Origin of the sequence: Ruegeria sp. HKCCA4633 (assembly GCF_013034605.1) — a bacterium.
Taxonomy (GTDB): domain Bacteria; phylum Pseudomonadota; class Alphaproteobacteria; order Rhodobacterales; family Rhodobacteraceae; genus Ruegeria.
In genome coordinates this window covers 138410-165149 of record NZ_WQGJ01000005.1, presented here as the reverse complement: position 1 = coordinate 165149, position 26740 = coordinate 138410, and the positions used below count along the sequence as shown (strand labels likewise).

Genomic DNA, 26740 nt, shown 5'->3' with positions numbered 1-26740 from the left:
CAGGAGTTTGATGACCGTCGACGTGATCTCAAAACCGCATGAGCGCCTCGCTGAACTTTTGGCGGGTGAGATGGAGGCCGTGAATGGCTTGATCCGTACGCGAATGGCGTCGGACCACGCGCCGCGTATTCCGGAAGTTACCCGGCATCTGGTGGAAGCAGGTGGGAAGCGTCTGCGCCCAATGCTGACATTGGCCGCCGCGCAGTTGTTTGGCTATACCGGCGACCACCACGTGCGCCTTGCCGCCACGGTCGAGTTTATTCACACCGCGACACTGCTGCATGACGACGTTGTTGACGAAAGCGCCCAGCGGCGCGGTCGCCCGACCGCAAATCTGCTGTGGGACAACAAATCCAGCGTTCTGGTCGGCGATTACCTATTTTCTCGCAGCTTCCAGCTGATGGTCGAGACTGGGTCGCTGCGCGTTTTGGACATTCTTGCCAACGCTTCGGCTACGATTGCCGAAGGTGAAGTGCTGCAAATGACCGCTGCAACTGATCTGCGTACGGACGAAGATGTTTATCTGCAGGTCGTACGTGGCAAGACAGCCGCACTGTTTTCCGCCGCGACTGAGGTCGGTGGTGTGATCGCTGGCGCGTCGGAAGAACAGGTCAAAGCATTGTTCGACTATGGCGACTCACTGGGCATTGCATTCCAGATTGCGGATGATCTGCTGGACTATCAGGGAGACAGCAAGGCAACCGGCAAGAACGTGGGTGATGATTTCCGCGAGCGTAAGCTGACTCTTCCGGTGATCAAAGCCGTGGCCCAAGCGACGCCCGAAGAACGCGCGTTCTGGGAGCGCACGATTGAAAAAGGCCGCCAACAGGACGGCGATCTTGATCACGCGCTGGGGCTAATGGGCAAATATGCCACGCTGGAACAAACCCGGCAAGACGCCTTGGGCTGGGCCAACAAAGCCAAGGCATCGCTTGAGGTTCTGCCGGATCATGAGATTCGCAGCCTGCTGCGAGAACTGGCAGATTACGTGGTTTCGCGCCTCAGTTAAGCTGAGTGGCGCGGCACCACCAATCAGGATGGGCTGCGCCAATCTCATAAGCAGCGAAATGCGCGTCTTTCATCGTCGGATACAGCGCAAAGCAGGTTGACCCCGACCCCGACATACGCGTGATAAGGGCGCGGTTGGTCGATTGCAGCTCGTCCAGAACCTGTTCTATCTCGCGCGCAGCGCCCATGGCAGGCACTTCCAGATCGTTTCGCTGATCGCTTAGCCACAAGGCACAGTCGTTGGCGTTTTGAAACTCGGGGATGTTCTCAGGCATAGCCGGATTGTCTCTGCTCGCCAGAGCGTTGAACACGGCCCCCGTTGGCACATGCACATTCGGGTTGACCAACAAAGCGGGCAAGTGCGGAAGGTTTACAGCAACCAGTTGATCACCAATGCCTTGCATTCTGATCGCTCGGCCCTTCTGACAGACGGGCACATCTGCCCCCAGTGACAAGGGTAAATCCGGTGGAACGGCATGGCCTTGCTGCGCCAAGGCACAAAGCGTTGCGGCGGCGTCCGACGAACCGCCACCGATCCCCGCCCCGTGGGGCAGAGATTTGCGCAGCTCGATTTGCCCGGTCCACCCGACGCCCTCGGCTGCTTTCCACACCAGATTGCGTTTGTCCTTGGGTACCCCATCGGCGAATTCTCCGCCCACCTCCATGGAAAGCACAGGGCCGGAGTTAAATGTCAGCTGATCACCCAAATCCGCAAAAACTACCAGAGAATCCAACAGATGATAGCCGTCATCTCGACGGCCAGTGACATGCAGGGTCAGATTGATCTTGGCGGGCGCAAACGCCTTAGTTGCCATTGGCGACCTTCAAAGGTTCCGAACCTTCTTCGGCCAGAACGGCATCCAGCCCAACCTCGATCTTGCGGCGAATGCGCTCAGGGTCGGCTTCACCATCTGTATCTTCGGGATCAATGAAAGACAGGGCCCGCTTCCATTGGAATTCGGCCTCACGCGACCGTCCCACGGCCCAGTAGACATCGCCCAGATGATCATTCACCACCGGATCGACCGGCATCAGCTCAACGGCGCGTTCCATCTGTTCAACAGCCTCGTCATAACGACCCAGACGGAACAGGACCCAGCCCAAGCTGTCGACGATGTAGCCACTGTCCGGGCGGGCTGCCACAGCGCGTTGAATCATGTCCAGCGCTTCATCCAGCTTCTCTTTGCGCTCAACAAGGGAATAGCCCAGATAATTCAACACCTGCGGCTGATCCGGGTTCAGCTCAAGCGCGCGCCGGAAATCAGCTTCGGCCTGGTCCCACTGCTTCAACCGCTCATGGCTGATGCCACGGGCATAATGCAGGAACCAGTTACCCCCCGCCGCGTTATCGGTCAGCGCAATCGCCGTATCATAGGACGTTACTGCCGCCTGATAGTTTTCCTGACGCCGCTGCAGGTCAGCCAAGGCCACATGCACACCCGGAAGGTCAGGATCCTGCGCCGCCAGATTTTGCAGCACTTCCACGGCAGCATCGGTTTTACCTGAGCGGTCCAGAACCTCGGCCCGGCCCAGCTCGGCCGCGTGGTGATCATTGCTGTCTGCCGGAACCATGCGATAGGCGGCAACTGCCAGATCATACTGCTCCAGTTGATCCAGAAGATCTGCACTCAGCAAAATGGCGTCCACATGATCGGGGCGCAGAAAACTGGCCAACCGTGTGAAAAGAAGAACGTAGTCCGGCGACGCCTCAGCGTTCAGCGCGGCCCCAACGGAAAAGAAAATTTCGGCCATACCGTCCTGCGCAGAACGGACATGCGTGAAGGGCAGCGTTTCACCTGCCTCAAGTTGGCTGGTATAGGTTTCTATTGTCGGGTCGCTACCCGCCACAAAGACGTATTCGAGGAACTGTAAGGCGTCTTCGTTCCGATCCAGCTGAGACAGCACCTCGGTTCGCGCCAAAGCCGCACGACGCGTGAAACGCGCCACCGCACCTTCATTGTCCGCAAAGATCACCTCGGCGCCTTCAAAGTCGCCGATCGAGGCCAATGCCATTGCCTTGTGGTACAACGCAAACTCTTTCAGTCCGTCTTGCGTGGCAACGGTTTCGAACTGTTCCATCGCCTTTGTCATTTCGCCCTGCGCCAAATGAGCCCAGGCGGTCATCAACCCATCCACCAACGGCCCGACACCCTGAGTTTCGGGGTTCCGCGCTAAAAGGACGTCGTATTTGCCATCTACAATCAGATTTGCCGCAATTGCCATACGCGCGGCCTGACTGGGCAGATTTGCCTGTTCGATCTGCTCGGCAACCGGCAAGGCACGATCAACTTCGCCCAACGCCAAACGCGCCACGACAACGCTTTCCAACAGCAGCGGATTTTGGGAATCGAACTTCAGGGCTTGGGCATAATAGCGCTCGGCTGCGGCATAATCACTTTCGTAGATCGCCTGTCGCCCGGCCAGATACGACCCTGCGCCCGAGTCAGAGAACGCCGGAACTGCGACCGACGACATGAGAAGCACGGACAGCGCCGCGCGACGAACCAGGGAAACCACCGAAATCCTGCCTTGCTATCATTGACTGACCATCAAGCTAGGGCTTCGGCTGGCAAGAGGCAATGGCAGAGCCTTCACGACCCTGCCAGTGCCCGCTTTTTTGCTTACATGTTGGGGTAGTTCGGGCCATCCCCACCCTGCGGCGTTGTCCAGGTGATGTTCTGGCTGGGATCCTTGATGTCGCAGGTTTTGCAGTGCACGCAGTTCTGAAAGTTGATGACGAATCGCGGGCCCGCAGTTTCGTCCTCGACAACCTCATATACGCCAGCGGGGCAATAGCGCTGCGCTGGTTCGTCAAACTTGGGCAGGTTGACTTTGACCGGCACCTCGGGGTCGGCCAAACGCAGGTGGCAGGGCTGGCTTTCCTCGTGATTGGTCGCCGCGAAAGACACGTTGGTCAGGCGATCAAATGACAGCACACCATCGGGTTTGGGATAGTCGATGGGCGCGTGCTTACTGGCATCTTCGGTCGAGTCTGCGTCGTTCTTTCCGTGTCCGACCGTCCCGAACATCGAGAAGCCCATGGTATTGGTCCACATGTCCAGACCACCCAACATCAGCGATGCGGTCAGACCCCATTTCGACCAGATCGGCTTGACGTTGCGCACTTTTTTCAGATCGCTGCCGATCGGACCGTCGCGCACATCTGTCTCGTATGCGGTCAACTCGTCACCCGAACGGTCAGCCTTGATCGCGTCATAGGCAGCCTCTGCCGCTGCCTTGCCCGACAGCATCGCATTGTGGTTGCCCTTGATGCGAGGCACGTTGACCATCCCAGCTGAACAGCCCAGCAGTGCCACACCGGGTGCGACCAGCTTCGGCATCGACTGATATCCGCCCTCGGTAATAGCACGCGCACCGTAGGCCACGCGCTTGCCGCCCTTCAGCAGATCGGCAACCATCGGATGGTGCTTGAAGCGCTGGAATTCCATGTAGGGATACAGATGCGGGTTCTTGTAGTTCAGGTGAACCACGAAACCGACATAGACCTGATTGTTTTCAAGATGATAGATGAACGATCCGCCACCCGCGTTGCTGCCCAGCGGCCAGCCCATCGTGTGCGTGACAGAACCTTCCTTGTGCTTGGCCGGGTCGATCTCCCAGATCTCTTTCATGCCAACGCCGTATTTCTGCACGTCCTTACCAGCTTGCAGTTCATATTTGGCGATAACTTCTTTGGACAGCGAGCCGCGCACGCCTTCCGACAGGAAGACATATTTACCATGCAGCTCCATCCCCGGCTCGGTGTTAGGCCCGTACGAGCCGTCAGCTTCCAGGCCAAAGACACCGGCGACAACGCCTTTGACTTCGCCGTTTTCGCCATAGACCAGTTCCGAACACGCCATTCCCGGGAAGATTTCAACGCCAAGCTCTTCGGCCTGCTCTGCCATCCAGCGACAGACATTGCCCATCGAAACGATGTAGTTGCCGTGGTTATTCATCAGCGGCGGCATCGGGAAGTTGGGGATGCGCAGTTTGCCCGCTTCACCCAACATGAAGAAGTTGTCTTCGTGCACGGGCACGTTCAGCGGAGCGCCTTTTTCCTTCCAGTCCGGGATCAGCGCGTCCAGACCACAGGGGTCAAGCACCGCACCCGACAGGATATGCGCGCCAACTTCCGAGCCCTTTTCCAGAACCACGACGTTCAGGTCGGCATCCAGCTGTTTCAGACGGATGGCCGCCGACAGGCCCGCGGGGCCTGCACCCACGATCACCACATCGTATTCCATCGCTTCGCGTTCAATCTCGGCCATTGCGGGCTCCTTAGCTAACTTTCCGAATTGGCGCTTTCTACATGTGGTCGGCGCAATTTTGTTTCACGGCTGATTACATGGTTGCAAAGACCTTGGTCAATCGAAACACGGCGTAACAATGCCGCTATTCGACACTTCAAGCTTCTGGTGTGTCCCCCATCAGATACCTGGGACCGCTACCATTGGATTTTACCCGGTCATCGGGGTTGTAAAGCGCACATTTCGGCAGGCTAAGACACCCGCATCCGATGCACCCATCCAGATTGTCGCGCAACCGCGTCAACGTATCGATTCGTTGATCCAGATGGGCACGAAGCTGAACGCCGATGGCTTTCCAATCCTGCGGTGTCGGCGTACGGTTTCCCGGCAGGACCGACAACACTTCGCGGATTTCCGGCAGGGTCAAACCGAACTGCTGCGCAATCATCACAAAGCTCAACCGCCGAATGTCGGCTCGCTGATAGCGCCGCTGCCCGCCCGAGTTGCGCCAGGGCGATATCAAACCCTGCGCCTCATAATACCGGATAGCCGATACTGCCAACCCGGTACGCTGGGCCAATGCGCCGATTGCCAGCCCTTCTGAAACAGCCATCACATCCTCAAAAAATACCTTGACCTAAAGTTAGGTTTAGAAATTAGCTTGAGTCGGGACAAGCCTAAAAACAGGAGATCCCATGATGGCAACGCTTGAGCATACAAATTTCACAGTCCGCGATCCGCAGGCTTCAGCCGCTTGGATGGAGCAGGTCTTTGATTGGAAAACCCGATGGGAAGGCCCCGCAATTGCAGGTGGTTACACGGTTCATGTCGGATCGGCCCATACTTACCTGGCGCTGTACAAACCGGATGAACCGAAACCTTCGGGCGAAAGCAGCTATGATGTCATTGGCGGCCTCAATCATGTGGGCGTTCTGGTTGAAGATATCGATGCGACCGAAGCCAAGGTTCGAACTGCTGGGTTCGAGCCGCACAACCACGCGGATTATGAACCAGGGCGTCGGTTCTATTTCCGCGACGACAACGGCATCGAATTCGAGGTTGTGCAATATGATTGAGATGATGTGGCTTTACGCCCCTTCCCAGCGATGGCACAGGTCTCGGCACCCTGATCATCGCCACAGACCGCACCCAAAATCCGCACGACGGCGCGAAGTCGCGAATTGATCGCTGTAACCACTGTCACCTCTTGCAATTCACGTGGTATTTGGGTCAGGTAATTGCCAACCTAATATTCGCCCCGACGCTTCTGTGCGGCGGGGCGACTCAATTTATGCGTGGACGTAGAGAGTATGGAAAAGATCCCGATGACGCCTGCGGGCAATGCCGCGCTTGCGGCTGAGCTGAAGAACCTCAAATCCGTTGAACGCCCGGCGATCATCGAGGCGATTGCCTCGGCACGCGAGCTGGGCGACCTGAAGGAAAACGCTGAATATCACTCGGCACGTGAAAAGCAGGGTTTCATCGAAGGCCGCATCAAGGAATTGGAAGGTATCCTGTCGCTGGCCGATGTCATTGACCCGGCAAAGCTGTCCGGTTCTGTTAAGTTTGGCGCAAAGGTGACTCTGGTCGACGAGGACACCGATGAGGAAAAGACCTGGCAGATCGTTGGCGAATACGAAGCCAATATCGAAGCTGGCCTGCTGAACATCAAATCCCCCATCGCTCGTGCCCTGATTGGTAAAGAGGAAGGGGACAGTGTCGAAGTGCGTACCCCCGGTGGCGTGCGTTCTTATGAAATCCTGAGTATCGAGTACACCTAACCGGAGCGCATGAAATGTCCGCGCCCAATCCTGACCCGGAAACCGAAAAACCGACCTCGCTGGGCATTTATGATCGCCCGAAAGCGTCGGCCGTCACTGAAATTGAGATTGCCGCACTGGTGCTCAGCCTGATCTGGCTGGTGGTGTCGGTCGTTTTTCTGGTGCTTCCGGAACAGGGCCAAAACGGTGGCTTTATTGTTACCTTCCTGGCGGTGTTCATGCCCGTGGCCATGATCTGGGTTGCGGCCACGGCAATGCGTGCCAGCCGGGTCATGCGTGAAGAAAGCGCACGGCTGCAAACAGCGATTGATGCCATTCGGCAGGCGTATGTCGCGCAGCAACAGCGGGCCTCTAGTACCTATGAGCCAGCGGTGACGAAAAAGCTGGACGAGATCGCGGCGACCACCCGGAAAACCGAAAATGCGCTGGCGACGTTCTCGACCAAGCGCGCTGCTCCGACTGCAAGATCGGGGCAAGCGCCCGTTCCGGGCGATCAGACCTCACTGGAACTGGGAACGCCTGCGGAAGAGATCGCACCGCCGCTCAGCACCCCGGTCTTTCTACGCGCACTGAACTTTCCAGAAACACAGGATGACACCGAAGGGTTCAATGCACTGCGTGTGGCGCTAAAAGATCGAAAGACAGCGCAAATTGTACAAGCCTCACAGGATGTTCTGACGCTGCTCAGCCAGGAAGGCATCTATATGGATGACCTGCGCCCCGATATGGCCCGGCCAGAAGTCTGGCGCCAATTTGCCCAAGGTACACGTGGTCGCGCGGTTGCCGCGTTGGGGGGCGTGCGCGACAGATCCTCGCTGGCGCTGACCGCAGCACGGATGAAACAGGACCCGATTTTCCGCGATGCAGCCCATCACTTCTTGCGTCGCTTCGACAAGATGATGGCCGAGTTCGAACCCACCGCAAGCGATGCAGAACTGAGCGCGCTGGGTGAAACGCGTACTGCAAGGGCCTTTATGTTGCTGGGCCGTGTGGCCGGAACCTTCGACTAGGACGTTTCCACAGGCCAGGACATCTTTGTCGCGCTGCTAAAGCCGAAGAGGTATTTGAGCGGCCCGGTTTTTTCCTCACCCACTGGCCGGAATCCTTCGCGCTCGTACAAAGCGCGTGCACGCGGGTTTGTATCGATCACATCCAGCTGAACCTCTGACATGCCCTGGCCTCTGGCCTCTTGTTTAATAGCATTCAAAAGGGCCGTACCCACACCTTTGCCACGGGCATCAGCGGCGACAAATATGCCATCCATCTGAAATACCCCCGGTTTCAGTTCACGTTCCAGCAGGCTTAATATGCAGGCGCGCCACACTGCCCCGAACCAGCCATAGGTTCCCGCAAGATCAGACATACTGCCACCGGCCAAACCGCCATCGCGCGTTTTGAACCCTGCCAGCCCCAACATACGGCCTGTTTCATCTCGCGCGACGAGCGCGAAATTCGGGTTCAAAGCGATTTCAAAGAAAGCCAAACCTTTTTCATCTGGCCCCATGACCTTGTACAGCTTGGGCGAGAACGCCTGCCAGAACAGCGCCGCTGCATGCAAGCGTTCGTGATCAGCAAAGCCTGATGAAATCGCAATGGTCAAATACCAAAGCTCCCATACGGAATGAAACGCACTGTATCGCCCGGTTTGATGTGCCGCGCACCATCTTCGATTTCAACCAGTCCTTCGGCCCAGCTGAGCCCGCTGATCCGGCCCGAGCCTTCCGAATGAAACACTTCGACCCTCCCATTTCGCACCTTTGCACGCAGGTATTCACGGCGGCCAGGTTTTTTGCTTTTCTCAAAGGCGGCCGGAACCTCAAACCCTTGCGGTTCCGCCCAGCCTTCGCCCGACATCAGGCCCAGAGCGGGGCGTGCAAAGATCAGGGTGCAGACCATGGCAGCCACCGGGTTGCCCGGAAGGCCAAACACCGGCACGCCTGCCCACAAACCCAAAGCCAGCGGGCGCCCCGGCTTTAACGCGATCCGCCAGTGCTGCATCGCCCCCGCCTCTTGCAACAGGGCGGACACATGATCTTCATCGCCTGCTGATGCGCCTCCGCTGGTCAGGATCACATCAGCCTGTGCTGAGGCTTGGTCCAACCGGTCCCGCAAAGCATTCCGATCATCTGCAACACGCCCCATGTCAACAGGCACAAATCCCATGCGTTCGATCAACGAAAGCAGCATCGGGCGGTTGGCATCGAAAATCTGTCCCGGACCTGCGCTTTCTCCGGGTTCGATCAACTCATCACCGGTCGAGACCACCGCCACACACAACGGCTGACGCACATTCACCTGCGCGATACCCACAGCAGACAGCAACGCGAGATCGGCAGGAGTCAACCGACGCCCGGCGGGCAAAGCCACATCACCTGCCATCACATCTTCACCCGCGCGCCGCGTGTTCGCGCCTTTTTTCAGCGGACCGCGGAAGGCAATATGCCCGTCTTTGACCGTGACATCCTCTTCCAGAATAACCGTATCCACACCATCAGGCAGTGCTGCGCCCGTCAGGACACGCAAAGCCCGACCTTCGGGGACTGAACCGTCAAACGGTATTCCCGCCGCCGCGCGCCCATCAATCAACGGCATGACCTGCGTGCCATCCGGGACGGGACCCGCAAACCCGAACCCGTCCACTGCCGTGTTAGGCTGGGGCGGATTTGAGCGTTGGGCGATCACATCCTCGGCCAGAATGCGGCCACTTGCCTTGGACAGCTCAAGCGTTTCCACTGACGTGATCGGATGCAATCTGTCGCGCAGATAGGCCAATGCCTCGTCTACAGGTGTCCACTCCACCCCGGCAGGCAACGCGAAACAATTGTTTCGCAATGGCGACGGGGCTATGTTCGGCTTGTCCTGAGCTACACCCAATATCCAACCTTCCTCTGCCGCTGAGACATTCAATTGCGCATCCAACTCCTGCTCTGTCAAACGTGACAGAGTCAAGGCGACCTGTTCGACCTGCCAGGCATCCTTGATCTGCCCCGCTGGCGACGCTCCAAGGGTCAGAGACGGCCAGATCTCTACAAAGGCAACCGGTTTGTCCAATGGCTCAAACGGCCAGACCGCGATCTTCCCCGCAAACCGACGGCGGAGGCGGTTCAGAACCGGCAGCCCCATCATCACCTGCCCGCCAACAGCCCCCGCACCTGCCATCTGCCAGCAGGTGAAGCTGCCCTTGGCCAGGGTTTCTACAACGCGACGGTCCGGGAAAGGGTTGGAATAGTCGGTTTTCCTGCGCGGCAGACCATTGATGTCACGACGCAAACCGTTCATCCAGAACGGGCCTTTTCCGCCAAACTTCAGGTTAATCCGGCCTGCCAGATCAAAACGGTTGTTCGCCTTGGGTGTGTCCTCGACATGCCCTTCGAACCAATCCCACAAAGCCAGTGGATCGTCTGCACTCGTCATCGCCCGGGCAAACCCTGCCGGATAGCCAAACGGGAAATCAAACCCCAAAAACAGGCGACGACCGACCTCAAGCTCGGTACGGATCAGAGCCTCAAGCCACTTTTCGGCGACCATCCTGTTGCGCTGGTATTCAGGCTGCAAAACGTGCCCTTCGCGCGCAGTACAGGCCCAAATTGCATCTTTGCGCGGGGTCGGCCCGGTGTCGTTTCCACCAGACCAATCCACCATGGCAAAGGTCTGGAACAAGCTCACAAACCGACCTCTTTCAGGATGAAGTCCGCGATCGCTGCCGTGTCATTCAGATCAAGAACCGGGCGATCCAAGTCCAGCGGAATGTCACTGGCCACTGCCCTAATGGTCGCGTTCTCGGGGGCCATAAGCGCATGGCCCGCCACAGCGCGGAAAGCTTCGACCTTTGGGTGATCTTCGCGCTTGAAACCTTCAATAAGCACCAGATCAACCGGTGAAAGCCGGGCCAAAAGATCGGCCAAAGGTGGCTCTGGCGTGCCGCGCAGCTCTTGCATCACGGCAATTCGCTGACCTGAGGCAAGCAGCACTTCGCTGGCCCCAGCCATGCGGTGGCGATGACTGTCGGTGCCGGGTTGATCCACATCGACACTGTGATGCGCATGTTTGACAGTCGACACCGTAAAGCCCCGGCCTGTGATCTCGGCCACCAGCCGTTCCATCAGTCCGGTTTTGCCAGCATTCTTCCAGCCAGTGACGCCAAAGACCCTCATGCCTGCTCCAACAATGTTCGGGCGCGATCCAGATCTTCGGGCGTATTGACGTTGAAGAACGGGTCAAACGGGTCAGCATCGAACAAAGCCTCTCGCCCATCATGTTTATCGGTCCACAGCACCACCTTGCGCAGCCCATCCGTCAGCGCCGCTCGCAGATCATCGCGCAGCGCGACTGGCCAGAGGCCAAAGGTCGGATGCCGGTTGACCCGTTTGCCGCCGCCAGATTTCAGCGCCTCGTCGCCGGTGCGCGGAGTCGTCGCCAAAACCAGAGGGTGCACCTGCCCCTCTGCCGCATCTTGCAATCGCACCACTAAATCGCGTGGGAAGAACGGCGTGTCAGCAGCAGCGGTCACAATGCTGCCCGCGCCTTGTTCTGCCGCCCAATCGAGCCCGGCCAGCACCCCGGCCAAAGGCCCCGCGAACCCTTCGATTGTGTCAGGAAGCACAGTCAGGTTCAGGTCGGAAAACCGCTCGGGGTCGCCATTGGCATTCAGAGCCAGCCCACTGACCTGTGGGGACAGGCGTTCGATCACATGAGAGATCAAGCTTTGCCCATCGATCTGCAACAGGCCCTTGTCACCACCGCCCATCCGGGTCGCCTGTCCTCCTGCGAGGATGATGCCCAGAGGTTTTTTTATCTTATCACTCATTGGCACTCTTCCGACGATGTTTTTTTTCCTCGACCGCTACGGTTGACGGGTCCACGTCGCGCAGCAGGCGGTCCTCGCCCGACAGGCAGACAAAGCGCTGTCCGCGCATCCGGCCGATTAGGGTCAGGCCAACCTCGCGCGCGATCTCGACGCCCCAAGCGGTGAAACCCGAACGAGACGCTAATACAGGGATACCCATCATAGCCGTTTTGATCACCATCTCGGATGTCAGGCGACCGGTGGTGTAAAGGATCTTGTCCGCCGCACCTTCGCCTTCGGACAACATCCAACCTGCGATCTTGTCAACGGCGTTGTGGCGGCCCACATCCTCCATATAGACCAGCGGGCGGTTTTCGCGGCACAGGACCGTGCCGTGAATTGCGCCCGCCTCAAGATACAGCGACGGCGTGCGATTGATCTTGGATGCCAGATCGTAGAGCCATGAGGTCCGCACCTGAACCTGCGGCAATTGCACGTCCTCAAGCCCCTCCATCATGTCGCCGAACACCGTTCCAACGGCGCACCCACTGGTGCGTGTCTTTTTCTTCAGCTTGTCCTCATACGATGTCTCACGCGCTGTTCGCACAACAACGGTCTCAAGATCGTCGTCGTAGTCCACGCGGGTAATCTCATCATCCGCCAACAGCATCCCCTGGTTGCGCAGAAAGCCCAGCGCCAGATATTCGGGATAGTCGCCGATTGTCATCGCCGTCACGATTTCCTGGGAATTGAGGAAAATCGTCAACGGGCGTTCTTCGACCACCGAGATCTGGCTGGCCTCGCCGTTCTGGTCTGTGCCCTCGACCGCTCGGGTCAGGCGAGCAGCGCCCGGATCAGGGGCGATAAGATAGTCCGACAGGTCGAATTTCGTGGCCAATTGCAACCCCTTCCCAAGACAGTTACTGCTGCTGGCGTCACCATAGGATTTAGCCATGGCCGCTGCCACATCCAAGTCATACTTCTGGAAAGGTTTTCGGGACGGGACGCCTTTTGTCTTTGTCGCTGTCCCTTTTGGCCTGTTGTTCGGCGTTTTCGCGACCGAAGCCGGGTTGGATATTGTTCAAACCATCGCCTTTTCGGCCACCGTTTTTGCCGGAGCCGCCCAGTTCACGGCGCTGCAACTTTTACAGGATCAAACTCCAACAATAATCGTGTTGATCTCGGCACTGGCCGTGAACCTGAGGGTCGCGATGTATTCCGCGTCGCTCACGCCCTATCTGGGTGCGGCCCCACTTTGGCAGCGCGCCTGTGCCGCCTACCTGATCGTCGATCAGTCTTATGCCTGTTCGATTGTGCGGTTCGAGAAAGAACCTGACCTGACGATCCCACAGCGCATGGCATATTTTTTCGGCTCGGTTACACCGATCACGCCGCTTTGGATCTTGGCGACCATCATCGGCGCTGTCCTAGGGGCACAAATCCCGGAAAGCTGGGCGTTGGATTTTGCTCTGCCGATTACTTTTCTGGCCATGGTCGGTCCGATGATGCGCACCCTGGCACATGTAATTGCGGCCCTGGTCGCCATAGTCGTCGCGCTTCTGACGGTGGGTGTGCCGTACAATCTGGGTCTGTTGATTGCCGGGATGGCCGGGATGATGGCCGGTGCACAAGCCGAACTGATGCTGGAACGGAGGTCGCCGTCATGACCCAGATCGACCCGACCACCATGTGGATCATTATTGTGGGCCTGGCAGTGGGCAGTTACGCACTGCGCTTTACCTTTATCGGGCTTGTGGGCGATCGCCCTATGCCGCCCTGGCTGCTGCGGCATCTGCGTTATACGGCTGTTGCGATTATACCCGCACTGATCACACCATTGGTGGTGTGGCCTTCTGCGACCGGCGGGCAACCGGATATCCCCCGAATGTCGGCGGCGGCGGTTGCGTTGCTTGTGGGTCTGATCAGCAAGAACGTCCTGGCGGCTATCTTTTCAGGGGCCGCCACGCTTTACGGACTGCTCTATCTACTGACTTGAACCTGCGTCCAACTGATTGAGAAGCGCGTTGTTTGCAGCCAACCCTTTTTGCAGATCGGCATCGTCATTTTCGCGATATTCCTGCGTTACGACACCTGGAATCTGCCCAAATTGATCGGAAAGTTTTACCGGGCTGAAAGTGACATCGATCTGTTCAAATCCGGGAACTTGCTGCAACAGACGGGCCGTTGAATTCGCGCAAAACGCGCTGGAAACCGGACCGCTCTGCTTGGCAAGTTGATACGCTATCTCTGCCTGCTGCGGCGTGACAATCAGCGTCTGGATGCGCGCATAATGGCTCTCGCGAGCATGTGAACTTCGATACGCGCGTTCAACAGCCGGTGTTATTCCGTAAAGAACATCGTTCCTCAAAGGGACGACATCAGCTCGAAACGACCCCGCCGGATCAAAGATCACACGTTCGCTTGCGCCAATCATCAAAGAGGTGTGCGCGCCAGAACCGGTGCGCGTATTGATCATTGTGTACAGCGTCAGCGTGGACGGCCCGGGATCGCTATAAGACCTCGAGACAATCTCCGCCTGATCGGCTTGCGGACGATTAGAGCCCGCACAGCCCGCAACGGTTGCTACCAAAAGGCAGGCGATCAAAATCCTGAGCAAAGTTGCCCCCGATTTGTTTAGGAGGCGAAGACCGCCAGGAACAGGCACAAAAAGGCAATCGCAACCACGCACCATGTGGTGGCTTTGATGAAACCGTTGAAAGTTTTGGTTTGGACGGTGATGTCCATTTCGCCGTGCTTGTGTTCAGCCATGAGTCTCAGAATCCCAGTTCGCGTGTTTGATCTGTTGGATAATAGAAAACCAGACGCCTGTCACCACGTCATTCGCGCGCAGGGTATACTTACCTGAGGATCGAGCACCCCGGATACCCAAACCCCCACCGCCACGGCAAGCCGCTGCATGGCCCACCGCCGAATCGAACGGCGCCATACATCGCATCCGCAGTGATCGCGTGCACGTCACGGATTTGCTTGGGTGTCATCTCGTAACGCTCGGCATAATCTTCAGCGTAACGATTTCCGTGTTCCACCACACAAGCATGCAGGGCATCATCCGCTGCAAGACGCGCGTCATAGCTTTCCTCTGCCGTCACCGCGCCGCCCGCGTTGTGATAGGCTTGGTCATGGGTCACGCAACAATATTCCCATGGCGGGTGCTCTTCATACAGCTCGCCGACTTGGGGGAACTGCTTGGCGACCCAGCGCCAACTGGCCGAAAGTCCGCCCGAACAGCCGTCGGTTTCAAACGCGGTCAATTCGGCGCTTAGACTTTGGTCCACAAGGGCACGGTGCGACGGCAACTCAAAACTGCGCATCAGATCCTGAGACAAGGCAGGCAGCGGCAGCAATGATACGAATAATGCTAAATTAAGGGCTTTCATCACGCATTGCCTCGGTATCGACCTGCAATCCAAACGTTGTTGCCAGCCACAGCAACAATCGCTCACCTGGCCCCATTTCAGCACGCACGCGCAGAACTTCGTTAGCCATGGCCGGGCGGTCGGTGATCAACCCGTCTACACCCATCGAGGCCATTTTGGACATCTGCAACGGGTCATTCACCGTCCAGACATAGATATCCTTGTCCGCGTCCTGCACCTTTCGGATCAGCCCCGGTGTCACCATCCCTGCATTGACCGCGACGAATTCACCTTCCAGGCCCGACAGGTCCCCAACGGCAGTGGCCGCCAACACGCCAGACCGCCAGTCGGGGCGCAGCTTTTTCATCTTTTGCACGGCTGGGTATTTCAGCGACATTGTGGCAATTTCATCCTGCATCCCCAGCTCTTCCACCAGGTTGATCACCCGATTTTCCAGATCGACATCGTGACCATAATATTTCAGTTCAATCAGAACCTTGGATTTGCCTTTGGCCGCTTCCAGCACCTCGCGCAGGGTCGGTGTGCGTTCCGAGGCATATTCCGGCCCGAACCAGCTGCCAATATCGATGTCAGCCACGTCCTCCATGGTGGCGTCCCAGACCTTCAGGTTGACGCCAGCCAGCTTCATGAAGTCGCTGTCATGGGCCACGATGACCACATCATCTGCCGTTTCCTGCACGTCGATCTCGACCCAATCCGCGCCATCCTCAATGGCTTTCAGAACTGCGGCCATGGTGTTTTCCGGCCGTATGGCCGCAGCGCCCCGGTGGCCGATCACCTCGGCATGATCCGGCGCCTGCACACGTTCCAGCAGGCCCTGCCCGAACCAAAGGCCAATACCCAATGCGGCCAGAGCCGCTGCGACAGTTACAAACACGGGCGCGCGGATTTTCCTGGGTTCAGGGTGAGCAACTTCCTTGGCGTCTGAATCAAAAAACCCATCCAGCAAAACGGCAAGTGCGCCCAACGCAGTCGCCGCCAGAACCAACCCCGCCAAAGACCAAAGCCCTGCGATGATTAGGCTAAAGATCAAGGCAAGCTTTAGGCTGCCGCCTTCCTGTATCGGTACCAGCGCAAACAAAAGACTGGCCACCCCTGCGATCAAAGCCGCAATAACAAGCCGCGTCGCCAGCCACAGGGCAAGTTCGACCTTCAATCGCCCACGCTGACCTTCCATCCTCTGCTCGCTTTGCGAGAAAGCCACTCGAGGCGACGCACCTTCAAACAGCACCAGATGCAGCGCCAGCGCCCAACCGGACAGACGCCGGATCAAAACCCAAGCCAACGCCAGAACCACCAATCCGATGAGGACCACCGCCACCTGAAAGGCGGGCGGATGGAAGGTCAGGTAGTAGTTGATGTCATATTCCGTCAACGTCCACCAAGCGATCAGCCCTGCAACGGCCACAAATGGCAGGGCAAGCAGCAAGACGCGTAGAATAAACCGCACCGCAAACCCAAACAGCGCCGGAAAGCGGGACAGGTTCAATGCGAGCGCCGCGCTTCCAGCGCGCCAAGGGTCGCTTTCGCCCATGCGCAAGGACCCGGCCATAACCGAGAACACAAAGACCTCAGCCAGCAAAAACAGGCTGAGCACTGCGATACCCGCGATGAACCCGGCCGGAGACAGCAGGAACATTGCAATGTCCTGATCCGTCAGCGCCGTCTGATCCGACAAAGACACAGCCAGGTTGACCGCCACTGCGACACCCGGCGCAATCAACGCCATCAGCAGCAGGCGCACCGCAATATAGATCGGGACAAAGACTGTACGCCGGGCCCATGCCCCGGCATAGGCATGTGAAACGGCTTGAAAAAATCTGCTCACGCTGTGGCCTCCGAAATGATGCATTCATTCAAAGGCGCGCAAGCGTGAATTGCAAGTCAGCTGTCTTCCAGATCGGCCGCCAAACGGAACCCGATACGGTTGGCGGGTTTGTCTTCAACCGATTTGGGCAATGCGCGCAGCATCACGTTCAACTGGCTGACATGTTGCACCAATTGCGTGCGGGCCCCTGCCCCGTCCGAACCATAGAACGTGATCATATCGGGGTCGAAATATCCCATGCCTTCGATCCGCATCACGCCGGCATCCCCACCGGTAAAGCCCATTGCGACCTCGTGGTCGCCATCCAGCGTCTTTTCAAAGTTCTGGATGTACATGATCAGTCGCTCATACGCCCATTGGGCGGGGCTTTTGGTTTCAACCGGCTTGTTCAATGGCTCAGGCAGGGTTTTAGTGCCGGATTCAGCATTTGGATCGGCATGAACCTCATGGCATCGTGGCAAGGCGGCGGCTTCGGCGGCCTCGGCCGAGGTTTCAATCTGGTCCTGCATTCTTTTCTACCCTTTGCGCTGATACAGCCAAGCCCCGTCCGCGCGCTGCGTCCGGATCACAGCGTCAATGTGGTAGAGATGATTCATATGTGCAACCGCCTCGACCAGTGCGAGGCCGTATTCGCCCTCGCGGATCGTGCGCTTGAACAGTGGAAGGAAACAGTCGGCCGCAGCTTTGGGTTCGTCCAGATGGTCCAGCAGACGCTCCAACGCGCTATGGTGATTCTCGATCAACTGCTTCATGCGCAGCGGCAGTCCGGTAAAGGGCAGCTTATGCCCACCCAGTACCAGATGATCAGGCCGGGCCAGTGTCTGAAGTCGCTCGCACGCCTCCATCCAGGCCGAAACCGGATCGGCCATGGGCTCGGTTGCATAGACACCCAAATTAGGGCTGATCGAGCTGAGGATCTGATCGCCACTAAGGACCAGATTGTCGTCGCGGCTCCAGAAAGTGGCGTGTTCCGGGGCGTGGCCATTGCCCATATGCACATCCCAGTCCCGCCCGCCCATGCGGATCACGTCGCCCTGCTGTATGCGCGTAAAGCCCAGCGGCATGGGATAGACCGTATCGGCAAAATTGAAGGGGCGATCGTTCATCCGTGCGGTCAGCACCTCGGGCGCCATACCCGCGCTGAGATAGAAATCCAAGGTCTCCTGCGGCCAGGTTTCCTGAACATCCAGCGTAAGCATCCGGGCAAACAGCCACGAAGTGCGACTTGTGACCAGCTCCGCCCCGTGTTCCGACTGAAACCATCCGGCATTGCCGACATGATCGGGATGGTGGTGGGTCACGATCACCCGTCTGATTGGCTTGCCTGCCAAAGGGCCACCCATCAGGGTTTCCCAGATGCGCCGCGTCTTGTTCGAAGACAGGCCGGTGTCGATCACCGTCCAACTGTCGCCGTCATCCAGAGCGTAGATATTGACGTGATCCAGAGCCATCGGCAGGGATAGACGCATCCACAAAACCCCCTCGGCAATCTGGATGGCTTCGCCTGTCGCGGGAGGTTCGTCCCACGGATATCTGATTCCCAAAACGCGATCCCCGTCCATCAGGCGGCCAACTCATCCAGGCTGAGCGCGAACAGACTATCCGCCCCGCTTTGCACCCGCGCCAGAAGACCCGAATGTTCCGGCAACAAGGCGTAGATATAGTATCGCGCCAACTTGGCCCGTGGTCCATCCGGATCGGCCAGAGCTGCGGTCAGGTGGTAATGCCCGCCCAACACCCGGGCAAACGCCTGCAAATAAGCTGTTGCGCCTGCAAAGCGGTCATTCATATCACTCTGCGCCACCAGCCACTCGGTCGCTTCGCGCAGGGTCTCGCTGGCTTCCCAGACCGGACCGGCCAAATCGGGCATTGTTGCCCGGGCGCGCTCGGCCTGATCTTCGATCTCGTCCAGAAGGTTCGATGCGGCCTCGCCCCCGTCCATCATCTTGCGTGCAACAAGGTCCATGGCCTGAATGCCGTCGGTGCCTTCATAAATCGCCGTGACGCGTACATCGCGCGAATACTGGGCCGCGCCGGTTTCTTCAATGAACCCCATGCCGCCATGCACCTGCACCCCGGTTTCTGCCACACGAATACCGGTGCGCGCGCCGAAGGACTTGGCGATTGGCGTCAGCAACGCCGCACGCGCAGCCCAATCGGCGTCGTCAGTTGCTTTCGCCATATCAATTGCGGTTGCGTTGGCCAGCAATATCGCGCGCGCCGCAAATATGTCAGCCCGCATATCCATGATCATGCGGCGCACGTCGGCGTGATCTATGATCGTACCCGAGGGCGTCCTGCCCTGTTTGCGGTCCATCGCATAGGCCAATGCGTGCTGATAAGCGCCTTCCGCAACGCCAACACCCTGACCGCCAACACCCAGACGCGCATTGTTCATCATGGTAAACATCGCAGCCATGCCACCGTGTTCCGCGCCGACGAGCCAGCCTTTGGCCCCGTCATATTGCATCACACAGGTGGGTGAGCCGTGCAGCCCCATTTTATGCTCAACCGAAACCACTTTCAGATCATTGGCCACGCCCGGATTGCCATCCGCATCCGGGATGTATTTCGGCACCAGGAACAACGAAATACCCTTTGTGCCGGGTACCCCATCGGGCAATCGCGCCAGAACCAGATGGCAAATATTCTCGGCAAAGTCGTTGTCGCCCCAGGAAATGAAAATCTTCTGCCCGGTTACCGAATATGTGCCGTCCCCGTTCGGTTCAGCCTTCGACGTCAGCGCACCCACATCCGATCCGGCCTGAGCCTCGGTCAGGTTCATGGTGGCCGACCATTCGCCAGAGATCATCTTAGGCAGATACAGCGCCTTCAATTCGTCGCTGGCGTGATGCTCCAACGCTTCAATCTGGCCCTGTGCCATCAGCGGTGCCAGTTGCAACGACAGGCACGAGGCGCTCATCATCTCGTTCACAGCAGTGGTGACAGTCATCGGCAGGCCCATACCGCCATGTTGAGGATCGGCGCTGATCCCGACCCAGCCACCTTCGGCAATCGCTTTCCAACCGCCAGCGTATCCCGGAGAGCTGCGCAGCACACCATTCTCAAGCCGCGCAGGCTCCAGATCACCGGCGCGTTGCAACGGGGCCAGTACCTCTTCGCACATCCTGCCAGCCTCAGACAGTATGGCGCTCACCACATCCGCGCTGGCATCCGCGAATGTTTTTGTGGCGGCGACCTGATCGAACCCGACCACATGGTCCAGCAGAAATTGATAATCAGAGATTGGGGCGCGGTAGGGCATGACAACTCTCGAACGTCTAGAGGATCAGAATACATCGGCGGGCTTGGAATCAAACGCAAGCGCCGGTAAGCGTGTTGGTCTGAACCGATTACGTACTCTTCCAAATTTTTCAGGCAACCAAAACGCGGCGTCACCAGATATGATCTCATCCGGCACTCAGGAATTGACGGCGAATCCCGACGGAATCGAACGGGCGGCGGACTTGCTGCGTCAGGGCCTTCTGGTCGCCCTGCCGACCGAGACAGTCTATGGACTGGGCGGCGATGCGCGCAATGGCCAGGCGGTCGCGTCGATTTACGAGGCCAAGGGTCGGCCCAGCTTCAACCCGCTGATCGCCCATGTCGCCTCGGTCAGTGCAGCGCAAAGGTTTGTGCAATGGTCAGATCAGGCCGAGCAATTGGCTCAAGCTTTCTGGCCCGGTCCACTAACACTTGTTCTGCCACTACGCGAAGGGCACGGAATATCCGCGCTTGTAACGGCGGGGTTGGACACGTTGGCGGTTCGCGTACCCGCGCATCCCACCGCACGAGCTTTGTTGGCTGCGTTTGATGGGCCGGTCGCTGCGCCTTCGGCAAATCCGTCAGGTCTGATCAGCCCCACAACAGCCGATCATGTATGGGCGGGCCTGGGTGGCAAGATCGCTGCAGTTTTAGATGCCGGACCGTGCGGCGTCGGGCTGGAATCCACCATCGTCGGACTGGCCGGAGAACCTACCTTGCTGCGTCCCGGCGGGGTCGCTCTGGAACAGATCGAACAGGAACTGGGGGTGCATCTGCACGTGCATCAGTCCGGTGATCTTCTGACTGCTCCGGGTCAGCTTCAATCGCATTACGCGCCGGATGCGCCGGTCCGCCTGAATGCCGCGTCGCGTCACGGCGAGGAGGTCTTGCTGGGCTTTGGACCGGTGGATTGTGATCTGAACCTGTCCGTGAACGCCAACCTGACCGAGGCCGCTGCAAACCTCTTTGCATCCCTGCATGAGCTGAACAAGTCCGGGCGACCGATTGCGGTTTCTCCGATTCCAGATGCCGGGCTTGGTGCGGCCATCAACGACCGATTGCGCCGCGCTGCAGCGCCACGTGACAGCTGATCAGGCGCGACCTGCACTGGCGGACAAAGTCAAAGGGTCCACGCCCAAAGTGGCCAAAGCGGCTTCCCATTTCTCATCATCGGGCACGTCAAAGACCAGCTTTGATGTTGCTTCGGTGGTCAGCCAGCCATTCATGGCGATTTCATCTTCCAGCTGCCCCGGACCCCAGCCGGAATAGCCCAGCGCCAACATCGAATTCAGTGGCCCTGTCCCCGAAGCAAGGTCTTCCAGAACATCCAGTGTGGCAGTCATGCTGAATTCTTCCGAAATCTGCATCGAATGAAGGTTAGCTTCATAGTCGGCGCTGTGCAGAACAAAGCCGCGCGACATTTCGACGGGACCCCCAAAATGAACCAATCGCTCGCCAACAACCGGAATACGACACGCGATGTCCAATTGGCTAAGCAAAGTCTTTATTCGCAGGTCCGAGGGTTTGTTGATGATCAGCCCCATCGCGCCGTCATCGCCATAGCTGCACATATAAACCACCGAATGGTCGAACCGCGGATCGCCCATACCGGGCATCGCAATCAACAGTTTTCCGGTCAGATCCATGGGCCGCCATCTCTTTCTCAATTACGTCAACAATGGCCCCGCCACCCCTGTGTTTGCAAGAGAACAACGGGTAATTCGACAGATTTCATTGCAGTGACCGGATCGTGACTTGGAATCCGGCCCCAGCCCGCGCATGTATGGTGTATGAAGATGTCGATCAAATCCACAGCCGCCGTTGCGTTTGCTTGCCTGACCCTATCCTCTCCTGCCACCGCGCAGAGTTTGGATGGAGTGGTGCAACTGGATGTTCTGGATGGCGGTCGAACCGCAAACGGCACCTATCTGAGCGCGTTGAAGCTGACCCTGAAGGACGGCTGGAAAACCTATTGGCGGGCGCCCGGTGATGCGGGCATCCCACCCCAGTTCGATTGGAAACGCTCAAGCAACGTTGGACATGTGGACATCACCTGGCCCGCGCCCGAGATTTTTGACCAGAATGGCTTGCAGTCGATCGGCTATGAAAACCAGCTGATCCTGCCGATTGAAATTACACCGCGAAACCCTGCGAAACCCGTCCGCCTGCAAGGTGAGATGGACCTGGGCGTTTGCAAGGACGTGTGCATCCCCGAACGTCTGGATTTTGACCACACGCTGGACGGTGATGCCGGTCGCAACCCCGCAATTGCTGCGGCTATGGCGCAACGCCCCTACTCAGCACAAGAAGCCCGGGTGAGCAAAGCCACCTGTAACCTAACTCCGACGCAGGACGGAATACAGATCGAGGCTCGGGTGACGATGCCCTCTGCAGGGGGGCGCGAAGTCGCTGTGATCGAGCCGGGAAATCCTGTTCTCTGGGCCTCGCAGCCGGTCTCACAGCGCGAAGGCGATACGTTGGTGGCACAATCCGAAATCGTAAACGCATCAGGCGCGCCGTTTGCGTTGGACCGGTCCGAGATTCGGATCACCGTTCTGGGTGCCAATCACGCGGTCGATATTCTGGGCTGCAGCGCGGGCTGAGCTTGTGACCCGAACTCCTAAGATCGGTGCCTTGGCAGTTGTTCTGCATCAGGATCAGGTTCTTCTGGTGCAACGCAGCAAACAGCCAGATGCCGGTTTGTGGGGCTTTCCGGGCGGCCATGTGGAATGGGGTGAAACCGTTCTGAAAGCCGCGCAACGTGAGTTGCAGGAGGAAACCTCGGTGATCGCAGAGCCGTTGCACTACCTGAAAAATCTGGACTTGCTGCGAAGCGATCCACAAGGTCAGGTCTTGTCTCATTATCTTCTGGTCGGTGTTGCCTGCCAGTATCTCTCAGGCACGCCCAAGGCCGGTGATGATGCGCTGGATGCACGTTGGTTTCCGATTGACCAGATACGCAAGGGCGACCTGCCGACGAGCGCACGGGTTGTCGATCTTATGGAATATGCTTTGTGCGCGGGTTAAACACCTGCTGACCGGCTGAGCCGCCCGTAGAGCAATCCGGACAACAATACGCTTAGTCCCAGAATCGGCACGGCCCCGGCCAGAAATGCGCCCAGCCCCAATTGCAAAGCTGCAATTCCTTCTGCACCGGGGTAAAGACCCTGCAACACTCCAAGCGGCGCGCCGGTGACAGCGGGCCAGACCATCGTCAAACCAAACCAAATCGCCAATACAGCGCCTGTGCTTATCAATGCCACCCGAACCACCCGATCTGGCGCGCGCGCGGCGCGGCGCATGGCGGTCATCGGACGCGCAAAATCGTTCAGGATCGCCAGCAGGGCAGGCACGAGGATCAGGACCAGCAACATCCCAAATCCTAGCCCATAGACCAGAGTGATCACGGTCGGCTTAAGGAACTGCGCCTGCTGCGATCCCTCATAAAGCAGCGGCGCAAGTCCAAGAACCGTGGTCAGCGTGGTCAGCATTACGGGCCGCAACCTGTCGGCTGTGCCCTCGACAATTGACGGCACCAGACCCCGGTCCTGCTGATACCCATCTATCGTTGTCACCAGAACAATCGAGTCGTTGATTATGATACCGGTCATTCCAAGCAATCCAACCACCGTGAACATGCTAAGCGGAACATCCCAGATGTAATGACCCCAGATCGCCCCAACGAGGCCAAAGGGGATGATCGCCATGACCACCAACGGCCTCGACCAACTTGCAAACACCCAGGCCAGAACAAGGTAGATTCCGGTCAGACACAGGATCAGCCCGGTGCGCGCTTCGGCCAGGAATTCGTTCTCCTGCTCGCTCAGACCCGACATACGCCATTCGACCTGACGTTCGGCGGCAATGTTGGGCAGGATTTCGTCCTGCATGATGCGTTCGATTTCAGCCGCACGCGCCGGGTCGTCCTCGGAAATATCACCTGTGACCGAAACCACCCTGAGGCCATTCTCGCGCCGGACGACGGAAAACCCGGTTTTGCGTTCGACGGAAACGATGTCAGCCAGCGGCACATAAACCCCATCAGGCGAACGCATAAGGGTGCGTTCAAGGAAGTCTGCAGTCAACTCGCCCTCAGGCAATTCAACCCGAATTTCAGTGCTGCGCGGGCCATCGGGGAAGGTGGCGGCCTCGATCCCGTTCAGGCGGTTGCGCAACGCGCGGCCCAGCGTTTCGATCCGAAAGCCCAGGGCCTGCCCCTGTGCCGTAAGATCCAGAATGAACTCTTCCTTGTCATAGGCCAGAGTGTCTTCCAGCGCCGAAACCTCGGGGAATTTCGACAATGCGGTCTTCAGATCTTCTGACGCCGCCTTCAGGACATTCACGTCAGAACCATAGAATTGTACGTCAATGGCGTCGCCGCCGGGGCCGGACCGCCAGCCCCGGAAAGTCAACACTTCGACATTCGGGTGCCGTGGAACGAAGTCCTGCAATTCGCCCACAAACTCAAAACTGGAATAGGGCCGCAGGTCGGCATCAATCAATTCGATCGAAATCCCGCCCAGCACGCTGCCGTCTTTGCCGTCTGCCGCCGCCAATCCACGGCCCGCGGTGCCCCCGACCTCGGCCAGAACAAATTCAATCGGATTCTGGCCATAGCGTTCTTCATAAATCTGGCCCAGCTCGTCGGTGGCGTCCTGCAAAATGCGCATCATTTCCAGCGTATCCGACCGAGTCGAGCCTTCGCGCATGATGAACCCGCCACTGACTGAGCTACGTTCAGGCGCGTTGAAAAATCGCCAGTTCACATCGCCACGGATGAACAACGCAACCTGACTGGCCAGAATAGCGATCATCAAAGCCACAACAACGTATCGCGCCCAGATTACCCAGGCGATCAACGGACGGAACAAGTGGTCCCGCACCCAGCGGAAGCCCCGGTTTACGACACGGTTCGGTAGATCGTACCAGTGTTCCTTGGCAGAATGCGCAATCGCGTGCGCCATATGGTTGGGCAGAATAAGAAAGCATTCAACCAGCGACGCAATAAGAACCGCAATCACCGTGAACGGAATATCGCGGATAAGCTCTCCGAACCGACCACCCACCAGGGTCAGACCAAAGAACGCAATCACCGTCGTGACGGTCGCCGCCAGAACTGGCATCGCCATCCTCCGGGCGGCACGTTCAGCGGCTACCACAGGCGGCTCGCCCAGACGACGGGCTCGGAAATCGGCGTGTTCGCCCACCACGATGGCATCATCCACCACGATACCGAGGGTAATGATCAGGCCAAACAGCGAGACCATGTTCAACGACAACCCACCAAGATACATCAGCGCAATGGCAGCCGACATGGCCACGGGAATACCCGCAGCAACCCAGAAGGCAATGCGGGCATTCAGGAACAGGAACAGCAGGCAGACCACGAGGCCCAATCCCATCAGCCCATTGTCGACAAGAATGTTCAGCCGGTCGGTGATGGCCTGGGCCCGGGTACGGATCAACTCGATCTTCACACCTTCGGGCACACTGGCCTGCATCTCGCGGGCGACATCTTCAACCGTGTGCTGGATTTCGATAGCATCGCCCTGGTTTGACCGGTCAACTTGGATCGACATAGCTGGATCATCGCCAACAAAATAGCTTCGTTGCCGTGTAACCCCTTCGACCCGAATCGTCGCGATATCGCCGACCTTCAGTTTCGATCCATCTGTATTTGTCCTTAGCGCAATACCTTCGATTTGCTCGGGTGTGCGTTTTTCTGTTCCCGCCCGTATACGCGCACCGGCGCCCTCCACTGCTCCGGCAGGATCGGTATTTACTTCGGACTCAATCGCCGCGGCGATATCTGCCATGGAGATGTCATTGATAATCAACTGCGCGGTCGTGACTTCAACGATGATCTGTGGTGCCGCAATGCCCCGGATGGTCGTACGGGTCACACCTGCAGCGAAAAGACGATTGATCAACTCGTCCGTCATCTTCGCCAATTGATTGGTATCAATGGGACCGCTGACGACAAGATCCGTTACGCGGTCACGCCAGGCACCGCGTTTGATTTCGGGCTCTTCTGACCCTTCCGGCAGGTCCGACACACCGTCTACGGCGGTTCTGACTTCCTCGACCGCGCGGGACATGTCCCAGTTTGGCTCGAACTCCAGCCTGACACGGGTCCAACCCGGATGGGAGCTAGCCTCGGTACTGGTCACCCCTTCAACGGCCAGCAGTGCAGGCTCCAGCAACTGTACAATGCCGGCATCCATGTCCTCCGGCCCGGCACCGTCCCACGAAACGGTGACATCCACGCGCTCCAAGACCACATCGGGAAAGAACTGCGCCCGCATGTTGGGAATGGCCGCCGCGCCCAGAACCAGCATGACCAACAACAGTAGATTGGCAACGGTCCGATGGCGCGTGAAGTAACTGAGAATGCCGCCCGCTGCGCCGGGTATCTCGCGCATCAT

At 58.2% G+C, this 26740-nt stretch carries 27 protein-coding genes; 9 read left to right on the top strand and 18 right to left on the bottom strand.

Going from position 1 to position 26740, the window contains the following annotated elements:
- Positions 1 to 10 precede the first annotated feature (10 nt).
- Positions 11 to 1009, top strand: coding sequence for a polyprenyl synthetase family protein (locus GOV85_RS13830; RefSeq protein WP_171179085.1), 999 nt, complete (start codon positions 11 to 13; stop codon positions 1007 to 1009).
- Here the strand turns inward: GOV85_RS13830 and GOV85_RS13825 are convergent.
- The 4 genes from GOV85_RS13825 to soxR all read right to left on the bottom strand — a co-directional run bounded on the left by GOV85_RS13825 (position 1002) and on the right by soxR (position 5871).
- Positions 1002 to 1823: a 4-(cytidine 5'-diphospho)-2-C-methyl-D-erythritol kinase gene (locus GOV85_RS13825; RefSeq protein ID WP_171179083.1), complete on the bottom strand. Its 822-nt coding sequence runs from the start codon at positions 1821 to 1823 to the stop codon at positions 1002 to 1004. The genes GOV85_RS13830 and GOV85_RS13825 overlap by 8 nt on opposite strands.
- Positions 1813 to 3525: a tetratricopeptide repeat protein gene (locus GOV85_RS13820; RefSeq protein ID WP_371813598.1), complete on the bottom strand. Its 1713-nt coding sequence runs from the start codon at positions 3523 to 3525 to the stop codon at positions 1813 to 1815. The genes GOV85_RS13825 and GOV85_RS13820 overlap by 11 nt, the downstream gene beginning before the upstream one ends.
- Before the next feature lie 104 nt (positions 3526 to 3629).
- Positions 3630 to 5279, bottom strand: a complete 1650-nt coding sequence (locus tag GOV85_RS13815; RefSeq protein ID WP_171179081.1) for an electron transfer flavoprotein-ubiquinone oxidoreductase — start codon at positions 5277 to 5279, stop codon at positions 3630 to 3632.
- A gap of 136 nt (positions 5280 to 5415) precedes the next feature.
- Positions 5416 to 5871, bottom strand: a complete 456-nt coding sequence (gene soxR / locus GOV85_RS13810; protein WP_171179080.1) for a redox-sensitive transcriptional activator SoxR — start codon at positions 5869 to 5871, stop codon at positions 5416 to 5418.
- Between the two features lie 82 nt (positions 5872 to 5953).
- On the opposite strand from soxR, the gene GOV85_RS13805 reads away from it, so the two are divergent.
- The 3 genes from GOV85_RS13805 (at position 5954) to GOV85_RS13795 (ending at position 8049) form a co-directional block, all read left to right on the top strand.
- Complete coding sequence (locus tag GOV85_RS13805) at positions 5954 to 6334, top strand: VOC family protein (protein ID WP_171179077.1); 381 nt, start codon at positions 5954 to 5956, stop codon at positions 6332 to 6334.
- A 234-nt stretch (positions 6335 to 6568) separates the two neighbouring features.
- Entirely contained in the window at positions 6569 to 7039 is a 471-nt protein-coding gene (greA, locus tag GOV85_RS13800) for a transcription elongation factor GreA (protein ID WP_171179075.1), read from the top strand.
- A gap of 14 nt (positions 7040 to 7053) precedes the next feature.
- On the top strand, positions 7054 to 8049 hold the full coding sequence (locus GOV85_RS13795) for a hypothetical protein (RefSeq protein ID WP_171179073.1): 996 nt from the start codon (positions 7054 to 7056) through the stop codon (positions 8047 to 8049).
- Here GOV85_RS13795 and GOV85_RS13790 read toward each other — a convergent pair.
- From GOV85_RS13790 to GOV85_RS13770, 5 genes are read right to left on the bottom strand one after another with little or no spacing between them, the layout of a single operon-like run.
- Entirely contained in the window at positions 8046 to 8639 is a 594-nt protein-coding gene (locus tag GOV85_RS13790) for a GNAT family N-acetyltransferase (protein WP_253282890.1), read from the bottom strand. The genes GOV85_RS13795 and GOV85_RS13790 overlap by 4 nt on opposite strands.
- The gene (gene glp, locus GOV85_RS13785) at positions 8636 to 10681 is read right to left on the bottom strand and encodes a gephyrin-like molybdotransferase Glp (protein WP_171179434.1); all 2046 of its coding nucleotides are present in this window, start codon (positions 10679 to 10681) and stop codon (positions 8636 to 8638) included. The genes GOV85_RS13790 and glp overlap by 4 nt, the downstream gene beginning before the upstream one ends.
- A gap of 20 nt (positions 10682 to 10701) precedes the next feature.
- Complete coding sequence (gene mobB / locus GOV85_RS13780; RefSeq protein ID WP_171179071.1) at positions 10702 to 11193, bottom strand: molybdopterin-guanine dinucleotide biosynthesis protein B; 492 nt, start codon at positions 11191 to 11193, stop codon at positions 10702 to 10704.
- Positions 11190 to 11846 (bottom strand): molybdenum cofactor guanylyltransferase MobA, encoded by a 657-nt coding sequence (gene mobA / locus GOV85_RS13775; protein ID WP_171179070.1) that lies wholly within the window; start codon positions 11844 to 11846, stop codon positions 11190 to 11192. The genes mobB and mobA overlap by 4 nt, the downstream gene beginning before the upstream one ends.
- The gene (locus GOV85_RS13770) at positions 11839 to 12780 is read right to left on the bottom strand and encodes a formate dehydrogenase accessory sulfurtransferase FdhD (RefSeq protein ID WP_245223238.1); all 942 of its coding nucleotides are present in this window, start codon (positions 12778 to 12780) and stop codon (positions 11839 to 11841) included. The genes mobA and GOV85_RS13770 overlap by 8 nt, the downstream gene beginning before the upstream one ends.
- On the opposite strand from GOV85_RS13770, the gene GOV85_RS13765 reads away from it, so the two are divergent.
- Together GOV85_RS13765 and GOV85_RS13760 are read left to right on the top strand one after the other, a co-directional pair.
- Positions 12779 to 13492 (top strand): AzlC family ABC transporter permease, encoded by a 714-nt coding sequence (locus GOV85_RS13765; protein ID WP_171179069.1) that lies wholly within the window; start codon positions 12779 to 12781, stop codon positions 13490 to 13492. The genes GOV85_RS13770 and GOV85_RS13765 overlap by 2 nt on opposite strands.
- Positions 13489 to 13821 (top strand): AzlD domain-containing protein, encoded by a 333-nt coding sequence (locus tag GOV85_RS13760; RefSeq protein ID WP_171179068.1) that lies wholly within the window; start codon positions 13489 to 13491, stop codon positions 13819 to 13821. The genes GOV85_RS13765 and GOV85_RS13760 overlap by 4 nt, the downstream gene beginning before the upstream one ends.
- Here GOV85_RS13760 and GOV85_RS13755 read toward each other — a convergent pair.
- The 7 genes from GOV85_RS13755 to GOV85_RS13725 all read right to left on the bottom strand — a co-directional run bounded on the left by GOV85_RS13755 (position 13810) and on the right by GOV85_RS13725 (position 20316).
- Positions 13810 to 14442 (bottom strand): hypothetical protein, encoded by a 633-nt coding sequence (locus tag GOV85_RS13755; protein ID WP_171179067.1) that lies wholly within the window; start codon positions 14440 to 14442, stop codon positions 13810 to 13812. The genes GOV85_RS13760 and GOV85_RS13755 overlap by 12 nt on opposite strands.
- Before the next feature lie 17 nt (positions 14443 to 14459).
- The gene (locus GOV85_RS13750) at positions 14460 to 14594 is read right to left on the bottom strand and encodes an aa3-type cytochrome c oxidase subunit IV (RefSeq protein WP_050604020.1); all 135 of its coding nucleotides are present in this window, start codon (positions 14592 to 14594) and stop codon (positions 14460 to 14462) included.
- An 89-nt stretch (positions 14595 to 14683) separates the two neighbouring features.
- Positions 14684 to 15223, bottom strand: coding sequence for a hypothetical protein (locus GOV85_RS13745; protein WP_171179066.1), 540 nt, complete (start codon positions 15221 to 15223; stop codon positions 14684 to 14686).
- On the bottom strand, positions 15210 to 17051 hold the full coding sequence (locus tag GOV85_RS13740) for a glycerophosphodiester phosphodiesterase (protein WP_348540115.1): 1842 nt from the start codon (positions 17049 to 17051) through the stop codon (positions 15210 to 15212). Before GOV85_RS13740 ends, GOV85_RS13745 begins: the two co-directional genes overlap by 14 nt.
- Positions 17052 to 17107: 56 nt before the next feature.
- Positions 17108 to 17560 carry a DUF6173 family protein gene (locus GOV85_RS13735; RefSeq protein WP_171179064.1) on the bottom strand — a complete coding sequence of 151 codons (453 nt, stop codon included), beginning with the start codon at positions 17558 to 17560 and terminating at the stop codon, positions 17108 to 17110.
- Between the two features lie 6 nt (positions 17561 to 17566).
- Complete coding sequence (locus GOV85_RS13730; RefSeq protein WP_171179063.1) at positions 17567 to 18613, bottom strand: MBL fold metallo-hydrolase; 1047 nt, start codon at positions 18611 to 18613, stop codon at positions 17567 to 17569.
- Complete coding sequence (locus GOV85_RS13725) at positions 18613 to 20316, bottom strand: acyl-CoA dehydrogenase (RefSeq protein ID WP_171179062.1); 1704 nt, start codon at positions 20314 to 20316, stop codon at positions 18613 to 18615. The genes GOV85_RS13730 and GOV85_RS13725 overlap by 1 nt, the downstream gene beginning before the upstream one ends.
- 139 nt (positions 20317 to 20455) lie before the next feature.
- On the opposite strand from GOV85_RS13725, the gene GOV85_RS13720 reads away from it, so the two are divergent.
- The gene (locus GOV85_RS13720) at positions 20456 to 21406 is read left to right on the top strand and encodes an L-threonylcarbamoyladenylate synthase (RefSeq protein ID WP_171179430.1); all 951 of its coding nucleotides are present in this window, start codon (positions 20456 to 20458) and stop codon (positions 21404 to 21406) included.
- On the opposite strand, the gene GOV85_RS13715 is transcribed toward GOV85_RS13720, so the two are convergent.
- Positions 21407 to 21961 (bottom strand): YqgE/AlgH family protein, encoded by a 555-nt coding sequence (locus GOV85_RS13715; RefSeq protein ID WP_171179061.1) that lies wholly within the window; start codon positions 21959 to 21961, stop codon positions 21407 to 21409.
- 144 nt (positions 21962 to 22105) lie between these two features.
- Between GOV85_RS13715 and GOV85_RS13710 the strand changes: the two genes are divergently transcribed.
- Positions 22106 to 22918, top strand: a complete 813-nt coding sequence (locus tag GOV85_RS13710; protein WP_171179060.1) for a protein-disulfide reductase DsbD domain-containing protein — start codon at positions 22106 to 22108, stop codon at positions 22916 to 22918.
- Entirely contained in the window at positions 22875 to 23342 is a 468-nt protein-coding gene (locus GOV85_RS13705) for an NUDIX hydrolase (protein ID WP_371813597.1), read from the top strand. The genes GOV85_RS13710 and GOV85_RS13705 overlap by 44 nt, the downstream gene beginning before the upstream one ends.
- On the opposite strand, the gene GOV85_RS13700 is transcribed toward GOV85_RS13705, so the two are convergent.
- The gene (locus GOV85_RS13700; protein WP_171179058.1) at positions 23339 to 26740 is read right to left on the bottom strand and encodes an efflux RND transporter permease subunit; all 3402 of its coding nucleotides are present in this window, start codon (positions 26738 to 26740) and stop codon (positions 23339 to 23341) included. The two genes, GOV85_RS13705 and GOV85_RS13700, sit on opposite strands and share 4 nt — an antisense overlap.